Origin of the sequence: Citrobacter sp. BDA59-3 (assembly GCF_015167655.1) — a bacterium.
Lineage (GTDB): Bacteria > Pseudomonadota > Gammaproteobacteria > Enterobacterales > Enterobacteriaceae > Phytobacter > Phytobacter diazotrophicus.
Window position 1 is genome coordinate 284,349 of record NZ_CP063427.1, and the last position, 21,291, is coordinate 305,639.

Sequence of the window (21,291 nt, forward strand, 5' to 3'; positions counted from 1 at the left end):
AACTGTAAACATGACCGAATTAAAAAACGATCGCTACCTTCGCGCACTTCTGCGCCAGCCCGTGGATGTGACGCCAGTATGGATGATGCGTCAGGCTGGTCGCTATCTCCCGGAGTACAAAGCGACGCGCGCACAGGCGGGTGATTTTATGTCGCTGTGCAAAAATGCCGAACTGGCGTGCGAAGTCACCCTTCAGCCTTTGCGTCGCTACAAGCTGGATGCGGCCATTCTTTTTTCCGACATCCTGACCATCCCGGACGCAATGGGATTAGGGCTCTATTTCGAGGCGGGCGAAGGCCCACGTTTTACCTCTCCCATTACCTGTCGTGCGGATGTTGAAAAACTGCCCGTGCCGGACCCGGAGCAGGAACTGGGCTACGTCATGAACGCCGTGCGTACCATTCGCCGTGAACTGAAAGGTGAAGTGCCGCTAATTGGCTTCTCTGGCAGTCCGTGGACGCTGGCGACCTATATGGTGGAAGGCGGCAGCAGTAAAGCCTTTACCGTCATTAAAAAGATGATGTACGCCGAACCGCAAACGCTGCATTTGTTGCTTGATAAGCTGGCCAGCAGCGTCACCCTGTACCTCAACGCGCAGATCAAAGCCGGTGCGCAATCGGTGATGATTTTCGACACCTGGGGCGGTGTGCTGACCGGGCGCGATTACAAGCAGTTCTCGCTCTATTACATGCATAAAATCGTCGATGGCCTGCTGCGCGAAAACGATGGCAAACGCGTACCGGTGACGCTGTTTACCAAAGGCGGTGGGCAGTGGCTGGAAGCGATGGCGGAGACGGGCTGTGACGCTCTGGGTCTCGACTGGACGACAGATATCAGCGATGCACGACGCCGTGTCGGCCACAAAGTGGCGCTGCAGGGCAACATGGATCCCTCGATGCTTTATGCCGCACCTGCCCGCATCGAAGACGAAGTGGCGTCTATACTTGCTGGTTTCGGTCAGGGTGAAGGGCATGTGTTCAACCTCGGTCACGGCATCCATCAGGATGTGCCGCCAGAACATGCTGGCGTATTTGTGGAGGCGGTGCACAGACTCTCAGCCCGGTATCACAAGTAAGGAGTCGTTATGGATCTCGCGTCGCTACGCGCTCAACAAATTGAACTGGCCTCTTCTGTTTCCCGTGAGGATCGTCTGGAAAAAGATCCTCCCGCTCTGATCGGCGGTGCGGATGTAGGGTTTGAGCAAGGCGGCGAAGTGACGCGTGCCGCGATGGTGCTGTTGACCTGGCCTGAACTGGAACTGGTTGAGTATAAAGTGGCGCGTATTGCGACCACGATGCCTTATATCCCCGGCTTTCTCTCTTTTCGTGAATATCCCGCGCTGCTTGCGGCGTGGGAGCAACTTTCACAAAAACCGGATCTGCTATTTGTCGATGGCCATGGAATATCGCATCCCCGTCGTCTGGGGGTTGCCAGCCACTTTGGTCTGCTGGTGGATGTGCCAACCATTGGCGTGGCGAAAAAACGGCTGTGCGGTAAGTTTGAGCCACTCTCTGACGAACCGGGCGCCCTGGCGCCGCTGATGGACAAAGGCGAGCAACTGGCATGGGTCTGGCGCAGTAAGGCGCGCTGTAACCCTCTCTTCGTGGCGACAGGGCATCGGGTGAGCACGGATACCGCGCTGGCCTGGGTGCAGCGTTGCATGAAAGGCTATCGGCTGCCTGAACCGACCCGTTGGGCCGACGCTGTCGCATCGGGCCGCCCTGCATTCGCGCGTTGGCAGGAAATCCAGCGTTGATTCAGGTACACTGCCGCTAATTTCTGCATCAGAGAACCTATCATGTTACAAAACCCGATTCACCTGCGTCTGGAGAAGCTGGCAACGTGGCAGCACGTCACCTTTATGGCCTCTCTTTGCGAGCGCATGTATCCCAATTACGCCATGTTCTGCCAGGAAACGGAGTTTGGCGACCCGCAGCTTTATCGCCGCATTCTCGATTTGGTGTGGGAAACGCTGACGGTAAAAGATGCAAAGGTGAATTTCGATAACCAGCTTGAGAAGCTGGAAGAGGCAATTCCTTCGGCTGACGACTACGATATGTACGGTGTCTACCCGGCGATTGATGCTTGTGTGGCGCTAAGCGATCTTATTCATGCTCTCCTGAGCGGTGAATCGACAGAGTACGCGATTGAGGTCAGCAAGACATCTATTACCACCGTTGCGATGCTGGAAATGACTCACGCAGGTCGCGAAATGACCGACGAAGAGCTCAAAGAAAACCCAGCGGTGGAGCAGGAATGGGACATTCAATGGGAGATTTTCCGCCTTTTGGCTGCTTGTGAAGAACGCGATATTGAACTGATCAAAGGCCTGCGCGCAGACCTGCGTGAGGCCGGGGACAGTAATATCGGTATAAATTTGCAGCAATGAGACAACAAAACGTGATTTAACGCCTGTTTTGTCGTCCTGGGAGGCTTCCCTTCGCACCCCCGTCTGGTCTACATTTGGGGGGCGAAAAAAAGTGGCTATCGGTGCGTGTATGCAGGAGAGTGCTTTTCTGGCATTTCCGTCGCACTCGATGCTTAGCAAGCGATAAACACATTGAAAGGATAACTTATGAACAAGACTCAACTGATTGATGTAATTGCAGACAAGGCTGATCTGTCTAAAGCGCAAGCGAAAGCTGCTCTGGAATCCACCCTGGCTGCGATTACTGAGTCTCTGAAAGAAGGCGATGCTGTACAACTGGTTGGTTTCGGTACCTTCAAAGTGAACCACCGCGCTGAGCGTACTGGCCGCAATCCGCAGACCGGTAAAGAAATCAAAATCGCCGCAGCTAACGTACCGGCGTTTGTTTCTGGTAAAGCACTGAAAGACTCTGTTAAGTAAGACAGGCGTGGCAGTGAACAGTTTTATCGAAGGGGCTTTGCGGCCCCTTTTGTCTTTCTGGCGCCGATCACAGGTGCTGGCGGGCGTGCTGTTATTAACTGCCTGTAGCCACAACTCCTCACTTCCCCCCTTCACCGCCAGCGGCTATGCCGGGGACCAGGGAGCAGAGCGCCTTTGGCGCAAAGATTCAGACAGCGAGACCCATCTTCTCGCCGCTTTTAGCCCGTGGCACAACGGGAATACCTCTTTAAGTGAATACCGCTGGCAGGGCGATGAGCTTCGGCTGATTGAACTCAATATCTACGGTAAAACACCGGAACACATCCGTGTGCGCTTTGATGACCACGGTGAGCTGAGTTTCATGCAGCGTGAAGTCAATGGTCAGAAAGAGCAGCTTTCCAGCGATCAGGTCGCGCTCTACCGTTATCGTGCGAACCAGCTTCGGCAGACCAGTGACGCATTGCGCCTGGGGCGTGTAGTGCTGCGCCAGGGCCGTTGGCATGCCAATGGTTCCGTTACAACATGCGAAGGTCAAACCATCAAACCCGACCTCGATTCCCTGGCTATCAGCCATATAGAGCGTCGGCAGAATCATTCATCGGCGGAAGTGAGCGTAGCGTGGCTGGAAGGTCCCGAAGGATCTCAGTTGCTGCTGGTGGCCAATGAGGATTTTTGTACCTGGCAGCCAACTGAGAAAAGTTTCTAAGTTTTACCCGTGATTCATTCCCATATGGTCGCGGCCTCCGCCACAACTTCCGCGTCCCATGCCTTCACCGTGAGGAATCCCTGCCTGTGCTAAGGCGATATCAAACTTGACTCGCTGTTGGTCCAGTTTTTGGCTTAGCGTCTCTGTCTGCTGCGGGCGATTCAGGAGCGCGAAGTGCAGCGCGTGGGCAGCAACCAGACCCTTTCGGTTGACGTACGGCTGATTGCCGCCACCCACCGGGATTTAGCCGGGGAGGTTAGCGCCGGGCGTTTTCGTCAGGATCTCTACTACCGCCTGAACGTCGTGACTATCGACATGCCGCCGCTGCGTCAACGCAGGGAAGATATCCCTCCGCTGGCGCGTTATTTCCTGCAACGTTACGCCGAGCGTAACCGTAAAGCGATACAGGGATTTACGCCGCAGGCGATGGACTTGCTGATTCACTACGCATGGCCGGGCAATATTCGTGAGCTGGAGAATGCGATTGAACGGGCGGTGGTCTTGCTGACCGGAGAGTTTATTTCTGAGCGCGAGCTGCCGCTGGCGATTGTCGGTACGCCGATTGCGAACGCGCCACACGGCGATGATGTTATTCAGCCGCTGGTCGATGTAGAGAAAGAAGCGATCCTCGCTGCGCTCGAAAAAACGGGCGGCAACAAAACAGAAGCCGCCCGTCAGTTGGGCATTACGCGCAAAACGCTGCTGGCAAAGCTCAGCCGTTAGCTGTTTTGCTCGCGGGCAATTGCGCGATAACCGATATCTTTACGGCTAAAGCTACCTTCCCACTGGATATTTTCCATTAAGGCGTATGCACGCTTTTGTGCTTCGGCAACGGTGTGGCCCAGCGCAGTCGCGCACAGTACGCGACCGCCGTTGGTGAGAACGCGGTCATCGTCGGAAAGCTTTGTGCCGGCGTGGAAGACTTTGCCATCCGCCACTTCTTGCAGCGGCAGTCCGTGGATCTCGTCCCCGGTGTTGTAATTACCCGGATAACCACCCGCCGCAACAACGACACCAAGAGACGCGCGCTCATCCCAATCGGAGGTTTTCTCATCCAGCTTGCCATCGCAGGCTGCGAGACACAGATCCACCAGATCGGATTTCATGCGCAGCATGATCGGCTGGGTTTCCGGATCACCGAAGCGGCAGTTGAACTCGATAACCTTCGGGTTACCCTGCTTGTCGATCATCAGACCGGCATACAGGAAGCCGGTATAGGTATTCCCTTCGGCGGCCATACCTTTAACGGTTGGCCAAATGATACGCTCCATGGTGCGCTGGTGGACTTCATCCGTCACCACCGGAGCGGGGGAATAAGCGCCCATACCGCCCGTGTTCGGACCGGTATCGCCATCACCGACGCGTTTATGATCCTGGCTGGTCGCCATAGGCAGCACATGCTCACCGTCAACCATCACGATAAAGCTGGCTTCTTCACCGTCGAGGAACTCTTCGATAACGATACGGTGGCCTGCGTCGCCAAAGGCGTTGCCTGCCAGCATGTCGTGAACGGCCGCTTCCGCTTCTTCCAGCGTCATGGCGACAATCACGCCCTTGCCGGCGGCCAGGCCGTCGGCCTTGATGACGATCGGCGCACCTTTCTCACGCAGGTACGCCAGCGCTGGCTCGACTTCGGTGAAGTTCTGGTATTCCGCTGTCGGAATGTTATGACGCGCGAGGAAATCTTTGGTGAAGGCTTTAGAGCCTTCCAGTTGAGCCGCGCCTTCGGTTGGGCCGAAGATTTTCAGCCCTGCGGCACGGAACGCATCCACAACGCCAATCACTAGTGGCGCTTCCGGGCCAACGATGGTCAGATCAATCTTCTCGCTCTGAGCAAAACTCAGCAGCGCCGGAATATCGGTTACGCCAATGGCGACGTTTTGCAGCGTGGGTTCCAGCGCTGTGCCTGCGTTGCCCGGTGCGACGAAAACGGTGTCGACCAGCGGTGACTGTGCCGCTTTCCACGCCAGGGCGTGCTCGCGCCCGCCGTTGCCAATCACTAATACTTTCATTTTCTGCTCCGTGGATTAATGGCGGAAATGACGCATGTCGGTGAAGATCATCGCGATACCGTGTTCGTCGGCTGCGGCAATGACTTCGTCGTCGCGGATAGAGCCGCCAGGCTGGATCACGCAGGTGATGCCTACGGCTGCGGCCGCGTCGATACCATCACGGAACGGGAAGAAGGCGTCAGACGCCATGGCGGAGCCATTCACTTCCAGACTTTCGTCGCCTGCTTTAATCCCGGCAATTTTCGCAGAGTAAACGCGGCTCATCTGGCCTGCGCCGATCCCGATGGTCATGTTCTCTTTGGCGTAGACGATGGCGTTGGATTTCACGAACTTCGCGACCTTCCAGCAGAACAGCGCGTCACGCAGTTCCTGTTCGGTCGGCTGGCGTTTGGAAACAACACGCAGTTCGCCTTCGGTCACCATACCCAGATCGCGGTCCTGAACCAGCAGGCCGCCGTTAACGCGTTTGAAATCAAGACCCGGGACGCGTGCGGTCCACTCACCACAGGTCAGCACGCGGACGTTCTGTTTCGCGGCAGTGATCTTCAGGGCTTCTTCAGTCGCAGACGGTGCAATGATCACTTCTACAAACTGGCGGGAGATAATGGCCTGCGCGGTCTGCGCATCCAGTTCGCGGTTAAAGGCGATGATACCGCCGAACGCGGAAGTCGGGTCGGTTTTATAAGCGCGATCGTAAGCATCCAGAATAGAGGAACTGACCGCTACGCCGCATGGGTTAGCGTGTTTAACGATAACGCAGGCCGGTTCGCTGAACTCTTTCACACATTCCAGTGCAGCATCGGTATCGGCGATATTGTTATAGGAAAGCGCTTTGCCCTGAACTTGCTGCGCGGTCGCAACAGAAGCTTCTTTGATCTCTTCTTCTATATAGAAGGCTGCCTGCTGGTGGCTGTTTTCGCCGTAGCGCATATCCTGCTTCTTAATGAAGTTCAGGTTCAGAGTGCGCGGGAAGCGGCCGGCGGCTTCTTTTGTCTCGCCGTGATAGGCCGGCACCATGCTGCCAAAGTAATTGGCGATCATGCTGTCGTAAGCGGCGGTGTGTTCAAAGGCTTTAATGGCGAGGTCGAAGCGGGTGTCGAGGGTCAGGGAGCCTTCGTTGGCATCCATCTCTTTAATAATGGCATCGTAGTCGCTGCTCTTTACAACGATGGCGACGTCTTTATGATTCTTCGCCGCCGAGCGCACCATAGTCGGGCCGCCGATATCGATATTCTCTACCGCATCTTCCAGGGAACAGCCTTCGCGGGCCACGGTCTGGGCAAACGGATAAAGGTTAACAACGACCATATCAATAGGAGAGATGCTGTGCTCAGCCATGATGGCATCATCCTGACCGCGACGGCCAAGGATCCCACCATGCACTTTCGGATGCAGAGTCTTAACGCGTCCATCCATCATTTCCGGGAAACCGGTGTAATCGGAAACTTCGGTCACCGGCAGGCCTTTATCAGCTAACAGACGGGCAGTGCCCCCTGTAGATAGCAGTTCCACACCGCGTGCAGAAAGTGCCTGGGCGAATTCGACGATACCGGCTTTGTCAGAAACACTGAGCAGCGCGCGGCGGATTGGACGACGTTGTTGCATGGTAAATCCCCTGGATTTGACGATTACAGAGAGCGTTAGCTGAATTTTCATCAAAAACTCAGCTAACGCCCCTTACGGGGCATCCTTGTTTTAGCGGGGGCATTTTAACGAAAACGTTTGCGCAACGCTCGCGAATTTTCACTTTTTCGCAGCATTGTGGATAAGTCTGTGTGCAAAAGGGTATAAGGCGCGCTTTTGCTGTGGAATGCAGCAGTCAGTCATTTTTCTGCAATTTTTCTATTGCGGCCTGCGGAGAACTCCCTATAATGCGCCTCCATCGACACGGCGGATGTGAATCACTTCACACAAACAGCCGGGTCGGTTGAAGAGAAAAATCCTGAAATAACGGGTTGACTCTGAAAGAGGAAAGCGTAATATACGCCACCTCGCAACGGTGAGCGAAAGCCGCGTTGCACTGCTCTTTAACAATTTATCAGACAATCTGTGTGGGCACTCAAAGTGACATGGATTCTTAACGTCCCCGGACGATAAATGAATACCAAGTCTCATAGAGTGAACACGTAATTCATTACGAAGTTTAATTCTACGAGCATCAAACTTTTAAATTGAAGAGTTTGATCATGGCTCAGATTGAACGCTGGCGGCAGGCCTAACACATGCAAGTCGAACGGTAGCACAGAGAGCTTGCTCTCGGGTGACGAGTGGCGGACGGGTGAGTAATGTCTGGGAAACTGCCCGATGGAGGGGGATAACTACTGGAAACGGTAGCTAATACCGCATAATGTCGCAAGACCAAAGAGGGGGACCTTCGGGCCTCTTGCCATCGGATGTGCCCAGATGGGATTAGCTTGTTGGTGAGGTAATGGCTCACCAAGGCGACGATCCCTAGCTGGTCTGAGAGGATGACCAGCCACACTGGAACTGAGACACGGTCCAGACTCCTACGGGAGGCAGCAGTGGGGAATATTGCACAATGGGCGCAAGCCTGATGCAGCCATGCCGCGTGTATGAAGAAGGCCTTCGGGTTGTAAAGTACTTTCAGCGGGGAGGAAGGCGTTGTGGTTAATAACCGCAGCGATTGACGTTACCCGCAGAAGAAGCACCGGCTAACTCCGTGCCAGCAGCCGCGGTAATACGGAGGGTGCAAGCGTTAATCGGAATTACTGGGCGTAAAGCGCACGCAGGCGGTCTGTCAAGTCGGATGTGAAATCCCCGGGCTCAACCTGGGAACTGCATTCGAAACTGGCAGGCTTGAGTCTTGTAGAGGGGGGTAGAATTCCAGGTGTAGCGGTGAAATGCGTAGAGATCTGGAGGAATACCGGTGGCGAAGGCGGCCCCCTGGACAAAGACTGACGCTCAGGTGCGAAAGCGTGGGGAGCAAACAGGATTAGATACCCTGGTAGTCCACGCCGTAAACGATGTCGACTTGGAGGTTGTGCCCTTGAGGCGTGGCTTCCGGAGCTAACGCGTTAAGTCGACCGCCTGGGGAGTACGGCCGCAAGGTTAAAACTCAAATGAATTGACGGGGGCCCGCACAAGCGGTGGAGCATGTGGTTTAATTCGATGCAACGCGAAGAACCTTACCTGGTCTTGACATCCACGGAATTCGGCAGAGATGCCTTAGTGCCTTCGGGAGCCGTGAGACAGGTGCTGCATGGCTGTCGTCAGCTCGTGTTGTGAAATGTTGGGTTAAGTCCCGCAACGAGCGCAACCCTTATCCTTTGTTGCCAGCGGTCCGGCCGGGAACTCAAAGGAGACTGCCAGTGATAAACTGGAGGAAGGTGGGGATGACGTCAAGTCATCATGGCCCTTACGACCAGGGCTACACACGTGCTACAATGGCATATACAAAGAGAAGCGACCTCGCGAGAGCAAGCGGACCTCATAAAGTATGTCGTAGTCCGGATTGGAGTCTGCAACTCGACTCCATGAAGTCGGAATCGCTAGTAATCGTGGATCAGAATGCCACGGTGAATACGTTCCCGGGCCTTGTACACACCGCCCGTCACACCATGGGAGTGGGTTGCAAAAGAAGTAGGTAGCTTAACCTTCGGGAGGGCGCTTACCACTTTGTGATTCATGACTGGGGTGAAGTCGTAACAAGGTAACCGTAGGGGAACCTGCGGTTGGATCACCTCCTTACCTTAAAGAACCTGCCTTTGTAGTGTCCACACAGATTGTCTGATGAAAAGTAAAAAGCAAGGCGTCTTGCGAGTGAGACTTCAGTGTCCCCTTCGTCTAGAGGCCCAGGACACCGCCCTTTCACGGCGGTAACAGGGGTTCGAATCCCCTAGGGGACGCCACTTGCGCGGTAATGTGTGAAAGGCGTTGCCACCGATATCTCAAAACTGACTTACGAGTCATGTTTGAGATATTTGCTCTTTAAAAATCTGGATCAAGCTGAAAATTGAAACGACACACAGCTCATGTGTGTTCGAGTCTCTCAAATTATCGCAATCAGAAGTGAAACATCTTCGGGTTGTGAGGTTAAGCGACTAAGCGTACACGGTGGATGCCCTGGCAGTCAGAGGCGATGAAGGACGTGCTAATCTGCGAAAAGCGCCGGCGAGGTGATATGAACCTTTGACCCGGCGATGTCCGAATGGGGAAACCCAGTGCAATCCGTTGCACTATCGTTTGATGAATACATAGTCAAACGAGGCGAACCGGGGGAACTGAAACATCTAAGTACCCCGAGGAAAAGAAATCAACCGAGATTCCCCCAGTAGCGGCGAGCGAACGGGGAGCAGCCCAGAGCCTGAATCAGCTTGTGTGTTAGTGGAAGCGTCTGGAAAGTCGCGCGATACAGGGTGACAGCCCCGTACACGAAAGCACACAGGCTGTGAGCTCGATGAGTAGGGCGGGACACGTGGTATCCTGTCTGAATATGGGGGGACCATCCTCCAAGGCTAAATACTCCTGACTGACCGATAGTGAACCAGTACCGTGAGGGAAAGGCGAAAAGAACCCCGGCGAGGGGAGTGAAAAAGAACCTGAAACCGTGTACGTACAAGCAGTGGGAGCACCTTCGTGGTGTGACTGCGTACCTTTTGTATAATGGGTCAGCGACTTATATTCTGTAGCAAGGTTAACCGTATAGGGGAGCCGAAGGGAAACCGAGTCTTAACTGGGCGTTAAGTTGCAGGGTATAGACCCGAAACCCGGTGATCTAGCCATGGGCAGGTTGAAGGTTGGGTAACACTAACTGGAGGACCGAACCGACTAATGTTGAAAAATTAGCGGATGACTTGTGGCTGGGGGTGAAAGGCCAATCAAACCGGGAGATAGCTGGTTCTCCCCGAAAGCTATTTAGGTAGCGCCTCGTGAATTCATCTCCGGGGGTAGAGCACTGTTTCGGCTAGGGGGCCATCCCGGCTTACCAACCCGATGCAAACTACGAATACCGGAGAATGTTATCACGGGAGACACACGGCGGGTGCTAACGTCCGTCGTGAAGAGGGAAACAACCCAGACCGCCAGCTAAGGTCCCAAAGTCATGGTTAAGTGGGAAACGATGTGGGAAGGCACAGACAGCCAGGATGTTGGCTTAGAAGCAGCCATCATTTAAAGAAAGCGTAATAGCTCACTGGTCGAGTCGGCCTGCGCGGAAGATGTAACGGGGCTAAACCATGCACCGAAGCTGCGGCAGCGACGCTTATGCGTTGTTGGGTAGGGGAGCGTTCTGTAAGCCTGCGAAGGTGTGCTGTGAGGCATGCTGGAGGTATCAGAAGTGCGAATGCTGACATAAGTAACGATAAAGCGGGTGAAAAGCCCGCTCGCCGGAAGACCAAGGGTTCCTGTCCAACGTTAATCGGGGCAGGGTGAGTCGACCCCTAAGGCGAGGCCGAAAGGCGTAGTCGATGGGAAACAGGTTAATATTCCTGTACTTGGTGTTACTGCGAAGGGGGGACGGAGAAGGCTATGTTAGCCGGGCGACGGTTGTCCCGGTTTAAGCATGTAGGCTGGTTATCCAGGCAAATCCGGATAACCAAGGCTGAGGTGTGATGACGAGTCACTACGGTGATGAAGTAACAAATGCCCTGCTTCCAGGAAAAGCCTCTAAGCATCAGGTAACACGAAATCGTACCCCAAACCGACACAGGTGGTCAGGTAGAGAATACCAAGGCGCTTGAGAGAACTCGGGTGAAGGAACTAGGCAAAATGGTGCCGTAACTTCGGGAGAAGGCACGCTGATATGTAGGTGAAGCCCCTGCGGGTGGAGCTGAAATCAGTCGAAGATACCAGCTGGCTGCAACTGTTTATTAAAAACACAGCACTGTGCAAACACGAAAGTGGACGTATACGGTGTGACGCCTGCCCGGTGCCGGAAGGTTAATTGATGGGGTTATCCGTAAGGAGAAGCTCTTGATCGAAGCCCCGGTAAACGGCGGCCGTAACTATAACGGTCCTAAGGTAGCGAAATTCCTTGTCGGGTAAGTTCCGACCTGCACGAATGGCGTAATGATGGCCAGGCTGTCTCCACCCGAGACTCAGTGAAATTGAACTCGCTGTGAAGATGCAGTGTACCCGCGGCAAGACGGAAAGACCCCGTGAACCTTTACTATAGCTTGACACTGAACATTGAGCCTTGATGTGTAGGATAGGTGGGAGGCTTTGAAGTGTGGACGCCAGTCTGCATGGAGCCAACCTTGAAATACCACCCTTTAATGTTTGATGTTCTAACGTGGACCCGTTACCCGGGTTGCGGACAGTGTCTGGTGGGTAGTTTGACTGGGGCGGTCTCCTCCCAAAGAGTAACGGAGGAGCACGAAGGTTGGCTAATCCTGGTCGGACATCAGGAGGTTAGTGCAATGGCATAAGCCAGCTTGACTGCGAGCGTGACGGCGCGAGCAGGTGCGAAAGCAGGTCATAGTGATCCGGTGGTTCTGAATGGAAGGGCCATCGCTCAACGGATAAAAGGTACTCCGGGGATAACAGGCTGATACCGCCCAAGAGTTCATATCGACGGCGGTGTTTGGCACCTCGATGTCGGCTCATCACATCCTGGGGCTGAAGTAGGTCCCAAGGGTATGGCTGTTCGCCATTTAAAGTGGTACGCGAGCTGGGTTTAGAACGTCGTGAGACAGTTCGGTCCCTATCTGCCGTGGGCGCTGGAAGATTGAGGGGGGCTGCTCCTAGTACGAGAGGACCGGAGTGGACGCATCACTGGTGTTCGGGTTGTCATGCCAATGGCACTGCCCGGTAGCTACATGCGGAAGAGATAAGTGCTGAAAGCATCTAAGCACGAAACTTGCCCCGAGATGAGTCTTCCCTTGGACTTTAAGTCCACTAAAGGAACGTTGAAGACGATGACGTTGATAGGCCGGGTGTGTAAGCGCAGCGATGCGTTGAGCTAACCGGTACTAATGAACCGTGAGGCTTAACCTTACAACGCCGAAGATGTTTTGGCGGATTTGAGAAGACAACAATTTCAGCTTAGATTCAGAGTCCGAAGGATTTTGCGCTGAGACAAGGCGGCAAACGCAGCGACGGAAGGAGCATACATGAGTATGTGACTGACGTTCGCAAGAGCAGCCAACGCAGTATGAGCGCAAAAGACACAGGACGAGCACAAAGAATTTGCCTGGCGGCTTTAGCGCGGTGGTCCCACCTGACCCCATGCCGAACTCAGAAGTGAAACGCCGTAGCGCCGATGGTAGTGTGGGGTCTCCCCATGTGAGAGTAGGGAACTGCCAGGCATCAGACAAGTAAGAAGCCCATCCTCACGGATGGGCTTTTTGCGTTTTCTTCGCATGATAAAAGGAATTTTTCATGTCTGTTCTTTATATCCAGGTTCGCAAAAATCAAATCACCGTTCGCAACATTGAGCGTAAGCAGGATGTATCAGGAAGCAGTGCCTTTAGTAATCAACGCCTGCTTATCGCTGATTTTTTCAAGGCCGAAAAAGTTCTGTGGGACCTTATCGAACAGATCCGACCCCGTTCATGGCTCAGGAAACTGCTGCGCACAGACCGCTTTGACATTGTTATCAGCGCGCTGGAAATGAATGAGGGCGGATTATCGCAGGTCGAAGAGCGTATCCTGCAGGAAGTCGTCGCAGGTGCGACGCGAATGCGTTATCGCCGCTTGATAACGCACGCGCAATCAACACCCCTGAGCGATGACGCTGTGATGGCGCTGATCGCGAAGCGGTAAAAAAGAGTTAAGCGGTAAACATTACTGTTGATAGCGTAAATGCAGCAGTGGATATGGCCTGCCGGAATCATCCTTTTCGCTTCGTCCGGTTACCATAAATCCCAGCTTAAGGTAGAACCCAATGGCCTGCTCGTTTTGCTCATTAACGTTGGTCGTTAAGTTGGGAGCCAACAACAGAGCGTGTTCAACCAGTCGTTTCCCTACGCCGCTGCCGCGAACGTCAGGATCAATAAACAGTGCATCCATATGCTTATCGGTGAGTAGCATAAACCCAACGGGTTCATCCTGTTTATTGACGGCAACCCAAAGCGGCGCTGTCGGTAAAAATGCACTCACCTGCTCCTCCAGTTCTGCCCGATAGTCTCTGGACAAAAAATCATGTGTCGCATCGACCGAGCGGCACCAGATAGCGATCAGCTTCTCTCCTTCCTCAGGTCGTGAACGACGAATACTAATAACCATATTGTCTCCTGTTATGCGCGCTTATATTCTAACGCAAACACTTTCGTGAAACTTTCTCACCTTCTACATGCAGACTCGACAACTCGCTCATTCCTGGGTATTGTCAGCTATCTGGATGTCTAAACGTTTAAACGTATGCAGTGAGGATATAAGTTATGCCGATTCGGGTGCAGGACGAGCTACCAGCCGTCAATTTCTTGCGTGATGAAAACGTCTTTGTGATGACGACATCGCGTGCTACAGGTCAGGAAATTCGTCCGCTCAAGGTACTTATCCTCAACCTGATGCCAAAGAAGATCGAGACAGAGAACCAATTTCTGCGGTTACTCTCCAACTCGCCACTGCAGGTGGATATCAAGCTACTGCGCATTGACGCACGTGAATCACGCAATACGCCAGTGGAACACCTCAACAACTTCTACTGTAACTTTGATGAAATCAGCGAAGAGAACTTCGATGGCTTGATTGTAACCGGTGCGCCATTGGGTCTGGTTGAATTTAACGATGTTGCCTACTGGCCGCAGATCAAACAGGTACTGGAGTGGGCAAAAGACCATGTCACCTCCACGTTGTTTGTCTGTTGGGCGGTACAAGCCGCACTGAACATCCTTTACGGTATTCCTAAGCAAACCCGCAGTGAAAAGCTGTCCGGCGTCTATGAGCACCACATTTTATATCCACATGCTCTGCTGACTCGTGGTTTTGATGATACGTTCCTCGCGCCGCACTCACGCTATGCCGATTTCCCGGCGGCACTGATTCGTGACTATACCGACCTGGAAATCCTGGCTGAAAGCGATCAGGGCGATGCCTATCTGTTCGCCAGCAAAGATAAGCGTATCGCCTTTGTTACCGGCCATCCTGAGTACGACGCTAATACTCTGGCAGGTGAGTATTTCCGTGATGTTGAGGCCGGGCTGTCACCTGAAATCCCGTATAACTATTTCCCGAACGACGATCCCCGGAACAAGCCACATGCGACATGGCGTAGCCATGGAAATCTATTGTTTACCAACTGGCTGAACTACTACGTGTACCAGATTACGCCGTTCGACCTGAGCCATATGAACCCAACGCTTGATTAACGTTTCAGCACGATCCTAAAGCGTTTCAGCTCACCATTTCAGGCACCTTCGGGTGCCTTTTTCATGCCTGAAATTCCCTCCAACAAGTAATTAAATTTTAAATTCATTGTTATCAAATAGTTAAGTTGTTTTTTAAATTAAAATGGAAATTGTTTTTGATTTTGAAAATTAAATGAGTAGTCTTAATTGTGCTGAACGAAAACCATACAACGATCTTTCGTTCGCGTTGGGGAGTGTACGCGGATCAACGATGATGAGGAGCAGCGCAATGACACAACAGGCAACGACGACAGGTGAGTTGGCTTTTAACAAGCCTTATGGCGAAATGGAAAAGCAAATTCTGACCCCGGAAGCGGTCGAATTCCTTACGGAGCTGGTGACACGCTTTACGCCACAACGCAATAAGCTACTGGCTGCGCGTATGCAACAGCAGCAGGATATCGACAACGGCAAGCTGCCTGATTTTATTTCGGAAACTAATTCCATTCGCGAGGGCGACTGGACTATTCGTGGTATCCCGGAAGATTTGCAGGATCGCCGTGTTGAGATCACCGGACCCGTTGAACGCAAAATGGTGATCAATGCGCTCAATGCCAACGTGAAAGTCTTCATGGCGGATTTCGAAGACTCCCTTTCACCGGACTGGGATAAAGTGATCGATGGGCAAATTAACTTGCGTGATGCGGTGAATGGCACCATCAGCTACACCAATGAGGCCGGGAAAATCTACCAGCTCAAGCCCGATCCGGCGGTACTGATTTGTCGCGTCCGTGGCTTGCATCTGCCAGAAAAACACGTGACCTGGCGCGGCGAAGCTATCCCTGGCAGCCTCTTCGACTTTGCGCTCTATTTCTTCCACAACCATAAAGCGTTGCTGGCAAAAGGCAGCGGTCCTTACTTTTATCTGCCGAAGACCCAGGCATGGCAGGAAGCGGCATGGTGGAGTGAAGTCTTCTGTTATGCCGAAGATCGCTTCGACCTGCCGCGCGGTACCATCAAGGCCACCTTGCTGATCGAGACGCTGCCTGCCGTCTTCCAGATGGATGAAATCCTGTATGCGCTGCGTGACCATATTGTTGGTCTGAACTGTGGCCGTTGGGATTACATCTTTAGTTATATCAAGACATTGAAAAACCACCCGGATCGTGTGCTACCCGATCGTCAGGTGGTAACGATGGATAAACCGTTCCTGAGCGCCTATTCACGGCTGCTGATTAAAACCTGCCATCGCCGTGGCGCGTTCGCCATGGGCGGCATGGCGGCCTTTATTCCCAGTAAAGATGCTGAACGCAACAACCAGGTACTCAATAAAGTAAAAGCGGACAAATTGCTGGAAGCCAACAACGGCCATGACGGTACGTGGATTGCGCATCCGGGCCTGGCGGATACGGCCATGGCTGTCTTTAACGAGGTACTGGGTGAAAACAAAAACCAACTGGCAGTTACGCGTGAGAGCGACGCCCCCACTACGGCAGATCAGCTACTGGCGGCCTGCGATGGCGAACGCACAGAAGAGGGGATGCGCGCCAATATCCGCGTGGCCGTTCAGTACATCGAAGCGTGGATCTCCGGCAACGGCTGTGTACCGATTTACGGTCTGATGGAAGATGCGGCAACGGCTGAAATCTCGCGTACCTCAATCTGGCAGTGGATCCATCACGAGAAAACGCTCAGCAATGGCAAACCGGTCACGAAGGCCCTGTTCCGTCAAATGCTGGCCGAAGAGATGCTGGTGATTCAGGAAGAGTTGGGCGAACACCGCTTTAGTAGCGGACGTTTCGATGATGCTGCCCGCCTGATGGAGCAGATCACCACCTCTGATGAGTTAATCGATTTCCTGACGTTGCCAGGCTATCGCCTGCTGGCTTAGCGCCCAGGCTATTTTGTTCGCCATTTTGGCCCCGGGAAGCCGCTCAAAATCCTCATGTACGCTAAGTACGCTCCGGTTTTTGCGCGGCTCCGTGACCAAACTGCTTTCACCAATAACGCCTGGAAAGCCAGGACGAGAATATGGAGCATCTGCACATGAAAACCCGTACCCAACAAATAGAAGAACTGAAAAAAGAATGGACTAACCCTCGCTGGGAAGGCATCACGCGTCCTTATAGCGCGGAAGAGGTGGTGAAATTACGTGGCTCGGTGAACCCGGAATGCACGCTGGCGCAGATGGGCGCAGCGAAAATGTGGCGTCTGCTGCATGGTGAGGCGAAAAAAGGCTATATCAACAGCCTTGGCGCACTGACTGGCGGGCAGGCATTGCAACAGGCAAAAGCAGGCATCGAAGCGATTTATCTGTCGGGCTGGCAGGTGGCGGCAGATGCGAACCTGGCCTCCAGTATGTATCCGGATCAATCGCTCTACCCGGCCAACTCCGTTCCGGCTGTGGTCGATCGGATCAACAACACCTTCCGCCGCGCGGATCAGATCCAATGGTCAGCGGGTATTGAACCGAACGATCCGCGTTACACCGATTATTTCCTGCCGATCGTGGCGGATGCCGAAGCCGGTTTTGGCGGCGTACTGAATGCCTTTGAATTGATGAAATCGATGATTGAAGCCGGTGCAGCGGCCGTTCACTTCGAAGATCAGCTGGCTTCGGTGAAAAAATGCGGCCATATGGGCGGAAAAGTGCTGGTACCGACGCAAGAGGCGATTCAGAAACTGGTGGCTGCGCGTCTGGCGGCAGATGTCATGGGCGTACCGACGCTGGTGATTGCCCGTACCGATGCGGATGCTGCGGACCTGATTACCTCGGATTGCGACCCTTATGACAGCGAGTTCATCACCGGCGAGCGCACCAGCGAAGGGTTCTACCGTACCCGCGCCGGGATCGAACAGGCTATTAGCCGTGGCCTGGCGTATGCGCCGTATGCCGACCTGGTGTGGTGTGAAACCTCAACACCCGATCTGGCGCTGGCGAAACGCTTTGCGGATGCCATTCATGCGAAATTCCCTGGCAAGTTGCTGGCGTATAACTGCTCGCCGTCATTCAACTGGCAGAAAAATCTGGACGACAAAACCATTGCCAGCTTCCAGCAGCAATTGTCGGAGATGGGCTACAAATACCAGTTTATTACCCTGGCGGGCATTCACAGCATGTGGTTCAACATGTTCGACCTGGCACACGCCTATGCGCAGGGTGAGGGGATGCGTCACTACGTGGAAAAAGTGCAGCAGCCAGAGTTTGCCGCCGCCAAAGAGGGCTACACCTTCGTGTCTCACCAACAAGAGGTGGGCACGGGCTACTTCGATAAAGTGACCACCATCATCCAGGGTGGGGCGTCCTCTGTTACCGCGTTAACGGGCTCGACGGAAGAAGCTCAGTTCTGACACCTCTCACCGTAACTCTCTCCCCTCAGGGGAGAGAGGATCGATCCGTGCAGTTTTCGGGGTTGGCTGGATAATGTTTTCCCCCTCTCCCTGGAGGGAGAGGCCGGGGTGAGGGGAACGATGCGATGTCGCGTGGCCTGGAATTACTGATTGCACAAACCATCCTGCAAGGTTTCGATGCGCAATACGGGCGCTTTCTGGAAGTGACTGCCGGCGCGCAGCAGCGTTTCGAACTGGCGGATTGGCACGCCGTCCAGCAGGCGATGAAACAGCGCATCCATCTTTACGATCACCACGTTGGGCTGGTTGTGGAGCAGCTACGCTGCATCACCGACAGCCAGCAGCCTGATGCCGAATTTCTGCTACGGGTGAAAGAGCATTACACCCACCTGTTACCGGACTACCCGCGCTTCGAAATTGCTGAGAGTTTTTTTAACTCCGTCTACTGCCGCTTGTTCGATCACCGCTCGCTTAGCCCCGAGCGCCTGTTTATTTTCAGTTCTCAGCCGGAACGGCGCTTTCGCACCATTCCGCGCCCGCTGGCGAAGGACTTTTGGCCTGAGCGTGGTTGGGAATCCCTGTTAACCAAGGTATTAACCGATCTGCCGCTGCGTCTGCCCTGGCAGGATAAAGCGCGGGATGTCGGTTATATCATTACTCACCTGACAGAGACGTTTGGCGCCGATACATTGCGTCAGTCCCATTTGCAGGTCGCAAACGAGCTGTTTTACCGTAATAAAGCGGCGTGGTTAGTGGGCAAATTGATCACCCCTGCGGGCACGCTTCCCTTCCTGCTGCCGATTCATCGTACGGACGAAGGCGAGCTGTTTGTCGATACCTGTCTGACCTCGCAGTCGGAGGCCAGTATCGTGTTCGGCTTCGCCCGCTCCTATTTTATGGTGTATGCCCCGTTACCCGCAGCCACCATTGAGTGGTTAAGGGAGATTCTGCCGGGTAAAACCACCGCTGAACTCTACATGGCTATTGGCTGCCAGAAGCACGGTAAAACGGAAAGCTATCGCGAATACCTGAATTATATTTATGCCTCGGACGAGCAGTTTGTTGAGGCGCCGGGCATTCGCGGCATGGTGATGCTGGTCTTCACGCTGCCGGGCTTCGACAGGGTCTTTAAGGTCATCAAAGATAAATTCCCGCCGCAAAAAGAGATGAGCGCGGCGCATGTGCGCGCCTGCTATCAACTGGTGAAGGAACATGATCGCGTCGGACGTATGGCGGATACACAAGAGTTTGAACACTTCGTTCTTGAAAAGCGCCAGATTGACCCGGCGTTAATGGCGCTATTGCTCCAGGAGGCGCCGCAGAAAATCACCGACCTTGGGGATCGCATCTCCATCAGTCATCTCTATATAGAGCGCCGCATGGTGCCGCTTAATCTCTGGTTCGAGCGGGTACATGGTTCGCAGTTGCGCGATGCGGTGGAAGAGTACGGGAACGCCATCCGCCAGCTTGCTGCGGCGAATATTTTTCCCGGCGATATGCTGTTTAAAAACTTTGGCGTCACCCGTCACGGGCGCGTGGTGTTCTACGATTATGACGAGATTTGTTATATGACGGAGGTCAACTTCCGTGATATTCCGCAGCCGCGTTACCCGGAAGATGAACTGAGTGCCGAACCCTGGTATAGCGTCTCGCCGGGCGATGTTTTCCCGGAGGAGTTTCGCCACTGGTTGTGCGCCGACCCGCGCATCGGACCGCTATTTGAAGAGATGCACGCCGATTTGCTGCGCGCCGACTACTGGCGAGGTCTGCAGGCACGCATCAAAAACGGTCATGTGGAAGATGTTTACGCCTACCGTCGCCGCCAGCGCTTTTGCGTGCGCTACGGTAACCTACAGCAGGTGGGGTAACTTGGTTTAGCCTACTTCAACAACGGCAAATTCCTCAAAAATCAGCTCCATATCCGGCGTCCAGGTGCCTTCACGTTCAAAGAATGCCTGATGCGCCGATTGCCAGTAAGCCAGGCTCAAATCACCTTCGCCTTCCAGCGCGGCGAGCTCAGGACTCATTTCATTAAACCGGATCAGCCTGAGCGTCAGAGTGCGTATCACGCATACGGCTTTGTCCTGGCCATCCAGCACAATGTGATAGGCCCCTGGCGTGACGGGGGGGTGTTCTTGCCTGTAGCTGGCAAGCGAGCCGCAGGTACCGCGCTTTTTCCCCGCGATGACCAGGTCTGCCAGTTCGTCGGCCAGTTCCGGTGAATCGCCGAACGACCAGCAGAAAGCCGAAGGGTATTTATCCTGCCAATATGATTTGAGGTCAGCCATTTTGACGCATCCCGCCCCAGGCGACCGTCACCTCTTTGGCCCCTTTGATCGCCAGCGCGCCCAGCTCAGTCACCCGGTCATCGGTGATACGGGAAATGGGGCCGGAAATAGAGATCGCGGCAAACGGCACACCGTGTTCATCATAAATGCAGGCAGCGACGCAGCGCAGGCCAAGCGCATGTTCCTCGTCATCAAAGGAGTAACCGCGCTTACGCGTCTGGGCCAGATCCTCTTTCAGGTGCACCGGTGATACCAGCGTGGCATGGGTATAGGCATGCAGCCCTTTGCGATGGAGCAGGCCGGAGACCTGGTCATCATTCAAATAGGCGAGGAACGCCTTACCCGCGCCGGAAGCGTGCATCGGCAGCTTCCCGCCAATCGGCGCGGACATGCGCATCAGTTGGGTACACTGTACCTGGTCTATAATTATGGCCTGATGGTCGCTCTGGTCGAGTACCGCAAGGTTGACCGTCTCGCCGGAATCTTCCATCAGCTTGCGCAGGATCGGATGGACAATCGCCATCAGGTTGCGGCTTTGCAAAAAGCTGCTGCCGACGATAAACGCGTGGGCGCCAACGGACCAGTGGCCTAATTCACCGACCTGGCGTACAAAGCCAAGCTGTTGCATGGTGGTGAGCAGACGGTGGGTTGTGGAATTGGGCAGGCCAGCCTGTTGCGCCAGCTCGGTGAGCGCAACGCTACCATGGGATTCGGCAATTGACTCAAGCAGTTTGAGTCCACGCGTCAGAGACTGGACTTGCCCGGTAGCCTGAGCGGCGGGGGCGGCGGGTTTTCTGCCGCGTTTAGCGGGAACAGTGGCGACCATGGCTGACTCCTT

At 54.1% G+C, this 21,291-nt stretch carries 15 protein-coding genes, 1 tRNA gene, 3 rRNA genes and 2 pseudogenes; 15 read left to right on the plus strand and 6 right to left on the minus strand.

The annotated features are described in order from the left end of the window. Positions 1-10 precede the first annotated feature (10 nt). From hemE to IP582_RS01380, 5 genes are all read left to right on the plus strand, one after another. Entirely contained in the window at positions 11-1,075 is a 1,065-nt protein-coding gene (hemE, locus tag IP582_RS01360) for a uroporphyrinogen decarboxylase (RefSeq protein WP_193794868.1), read from the plus strand. 9 nt (positions 1,076-1,084) lie between these two features. After that, the gene (gene nfi, locus IP582_RS01365) at positions 1,085-1,756 is read left to right on the plus strand and encodes a deoxyribonuclease V (RefSeq protein ID WP_039076843.1); all 672 of its coding nucleotides are present in this window, start codon (positions 1,085-1,087) and stop codon (positions 1,754-1,756) included. Positions 1,757-1,798: 42 nt separating this feature from the next. Beyond that, entirely contained in the window at positions 1,799-2,389 is a 591-nt protein-coding gene (locus tag IP582_RS01370; RefSeq protein WP_071193735.1) for a YjaG family protein, read from the plus strand. Positions 2,390-2,575: 186 nt separating this feature from the next. Further along, a complete protein-coding gene (gene hupA / locus IP582_RS01375) occupies positions 2,576-2,848 on the plus strand; it encodes a nucleoid-associated protein HU-alpha (protein WP_035890328.1) in 273 nt (90 codons plus the stop codon). 13 nt (positions 2,849-2,861) lie between these two features. Beyond that, positions 2,862-3,554, plus strand: a complete 693-nt coding sequence (locus IP582_RS01380) for a DUF1481 domain-containing protein (protein ID WP_107224574.1) — start codon at positions 2,862-2,864, stop codon at positions 3,552-3,554. Between the two features lie 3 nt (positions 3,555-3,557). On the opposite strand, the pseudogene zraP reads toward IP582_RS01380, so the two are convergent. Then, positions 3,558-3,707, minus strand: a pseudogene (zraP, locus tag IP582_RS25235) (zinc resistance sensor/chaperone ZraP); the annotation flags it as partial. On the opposite strand from zraP, the pseudogene IP582_RS01385 reads away from it, so the two are divergent. Beyond that, positions 3,702-4,277 (plus strand): annotated as a pseudogene (locus IP582_RS01385) (sigma 54-interacting transcriptional regulator); the annotation flags it as partial. The pseudogenes zraP and IP582_RS01385 sit on opposite strands and share 6 nt — an antisense overlap. On the opposite strand, the gene purD reads toward IP582_RS01385, so the two are convergent. Then, positions 4,274-5,566, minus strand: coding sequence for a phosphoribosylamine--glycine ligase (purD, locus tag IP582_RS01390; RefSeq protein WP_193794869.1), 1,293 nt, complete (start codon positions 5,564-5,566; stop codon positions 4,274-4,276). The pseudogene IP582_RS01385 and the gene purD overlap by 4 nt on opposite strands. A gap of 15 nt (positions 5,567-5,581) precedes the next feature. Then, positions 5,582-7,171 carry a bifunctional phosphoribosylaminoimidazolecarboxamide formyltransferase/IMP cyclohydrolase gene (purH, locus tag IP582_RS01395; protein ID WP_193794870.1) on the minus strand — a complete coding sequence of 530 codons (1,590 nt, stop codon included), beginning with the start codon at positions 7,169-7,171 and terminating at the stop codon, positions 5,582-5,584. A gap of 563 nt (positions 7,172-7,734) precedes the next feature. Here purH and IP582_RS01400 point away from each other — a divergent pair. The 5 genes from IP582_RS01400 (at position 7,735) to IP582_RS01420 (ending at position 13,288) form a co-directional block, all read left to right on the plus strand. Further along, positions 7,735-9,274 (plus strand): 16S ribosomal RNA (locus IP582_RS01400). 85 nt (positions 9,275-9,359) lie between these two features. Continuing rightward, positions 9,360-9,435: transfer RNA gene (locus IP582_RS01405), tRNA-Glu, on the plus strand. A 182-nt stretch (positions 9,436-9,617) separates the two neighbouring features. Next, positions 9,618-12,520: ribosomal RNA gene (locus IP582_RS01410) — 23S ribosomal RNA — on the plus strand. A gap of 195 nt (positions 12,521-12,715) precedes the next feature. After that, positions 12,716-12,831 (plus strand): 5S ribosomal RNA (gene rrf / locus IP582_RS01415). The 16S, 23S and 5S rRNA genes sit together here with 1 tRNA gene alongside, the layout of an rRNA operon. 73 nt (positions 12,832-12,904) lie before the next feature. Continuing rightward, positions 12,905-13,288 carry a YjaA family stress response protein gene (locus tag IP582_RS01420; protein ID WP_193794871.1) on the plus strand — a complete coding sequence of 128 codons (384 nt, stop codon included), beginning with the start codon at positions 12,905-12,907 and terminating at the stop codon, positions 13,286-13,288. Positions 13,289-13,309: 21 nt separating this feature from the next. On the opposite strand, the gene IP582_RS01425 is transcribed toward IP582_RS01420, so the two are convergent. Continuing rightward, positions 13,310-13,750, minus strand: a complete 441-nt coding sequence (locus IP582_RS01425; protein ID WP_193794872.1) for an acetyltransferase — start codon at positions 13,748-13,750, stop codon at positions 13,310-13,312. A 155-nt stretch (positions 13,751-13,905) separates the two neighbouring features. Here IP582_RS01425 and metA point away from each other — a divergent pair, with 155 nt between their 5' ends. From metA to aceK, 4 genes are all read left to right on the plus strand, one after another. Further along, a complete protein-coding gene (gene metA, locus IP582_RS01430) occupies positions 13,906-14,835 on the plus strand; it encodes a homoserine O-succinyltransferase (RefSeq protein ID WP_193794873.1) in 930 nt (309 codons plus the stop codon). 268 nt (positions 14,836-15,103) lie between these two features. Further along, positions 15,104-16,705, plus strand: a complete 1,602-nt coding sequence (aceB, locus tag IP582_RS01435) for a malate synthase A (protein WP_039076764.1) — start codon at positions 15,104-15,106, stop codon at positions 16,703-16,705. Positions 16,706-16,860: 155 nt separating this feature from the next. Next, positions 16,861-18,165, plus strand: coding sequence for an isocitrate lyase (aceA, locus tag IP582_RS01440; protein ID WP_103245891.1), 1,305 nt, complete (start codon positions 16,861-16,863; stop codon positions 18,163-18,165). Between the two features lie 125 nt (positions 18,166-18,290). Then, entirely contained in the window at positions 18,291-20,033 is a 1,743-nt protein-coding gene (gene aceK, locus IP582_RS01445) for a bifunctional isocitrate dehydrogenase kinase/phosphatase (RefSeq protein WP_193794874.1), read from the plus strand. A 6-nt stretch (positions 20,034-20,039) separates the two neighbouring features. Here the strand turns inward: aceK and IP582_RS01450 are convergent, their stop codons facing one another. Further along, complete coding sequence (locus IP582_RS01450) at positions 20,040-20,453, minus strand: ASCH domain-containing protein (protein ID WP_193794875.1); 414 nt, start codon at positions 20,451-20,453, stop codon at positions 20,040-20,042. Beyond that, positions 20,446-21,279 carry a glyoxylate bypass operon transcriptional repressor IclR gene (gene iclR, locus IP582_RS01455; protein WP_039076768.1) on the minus strand — a complete coding sequence of 278 codons (834 nt, stop codon included), beginning with the start codon at positions 21,277-21,279 and terminating at the stop codon, positions 20,446-20,448. Before iclR ends, IP582_RS01450 begins: the two co-directional genes overlap by 8 nt. Positions 21,280-21,291: the final 12 nt, after the last annotated feature.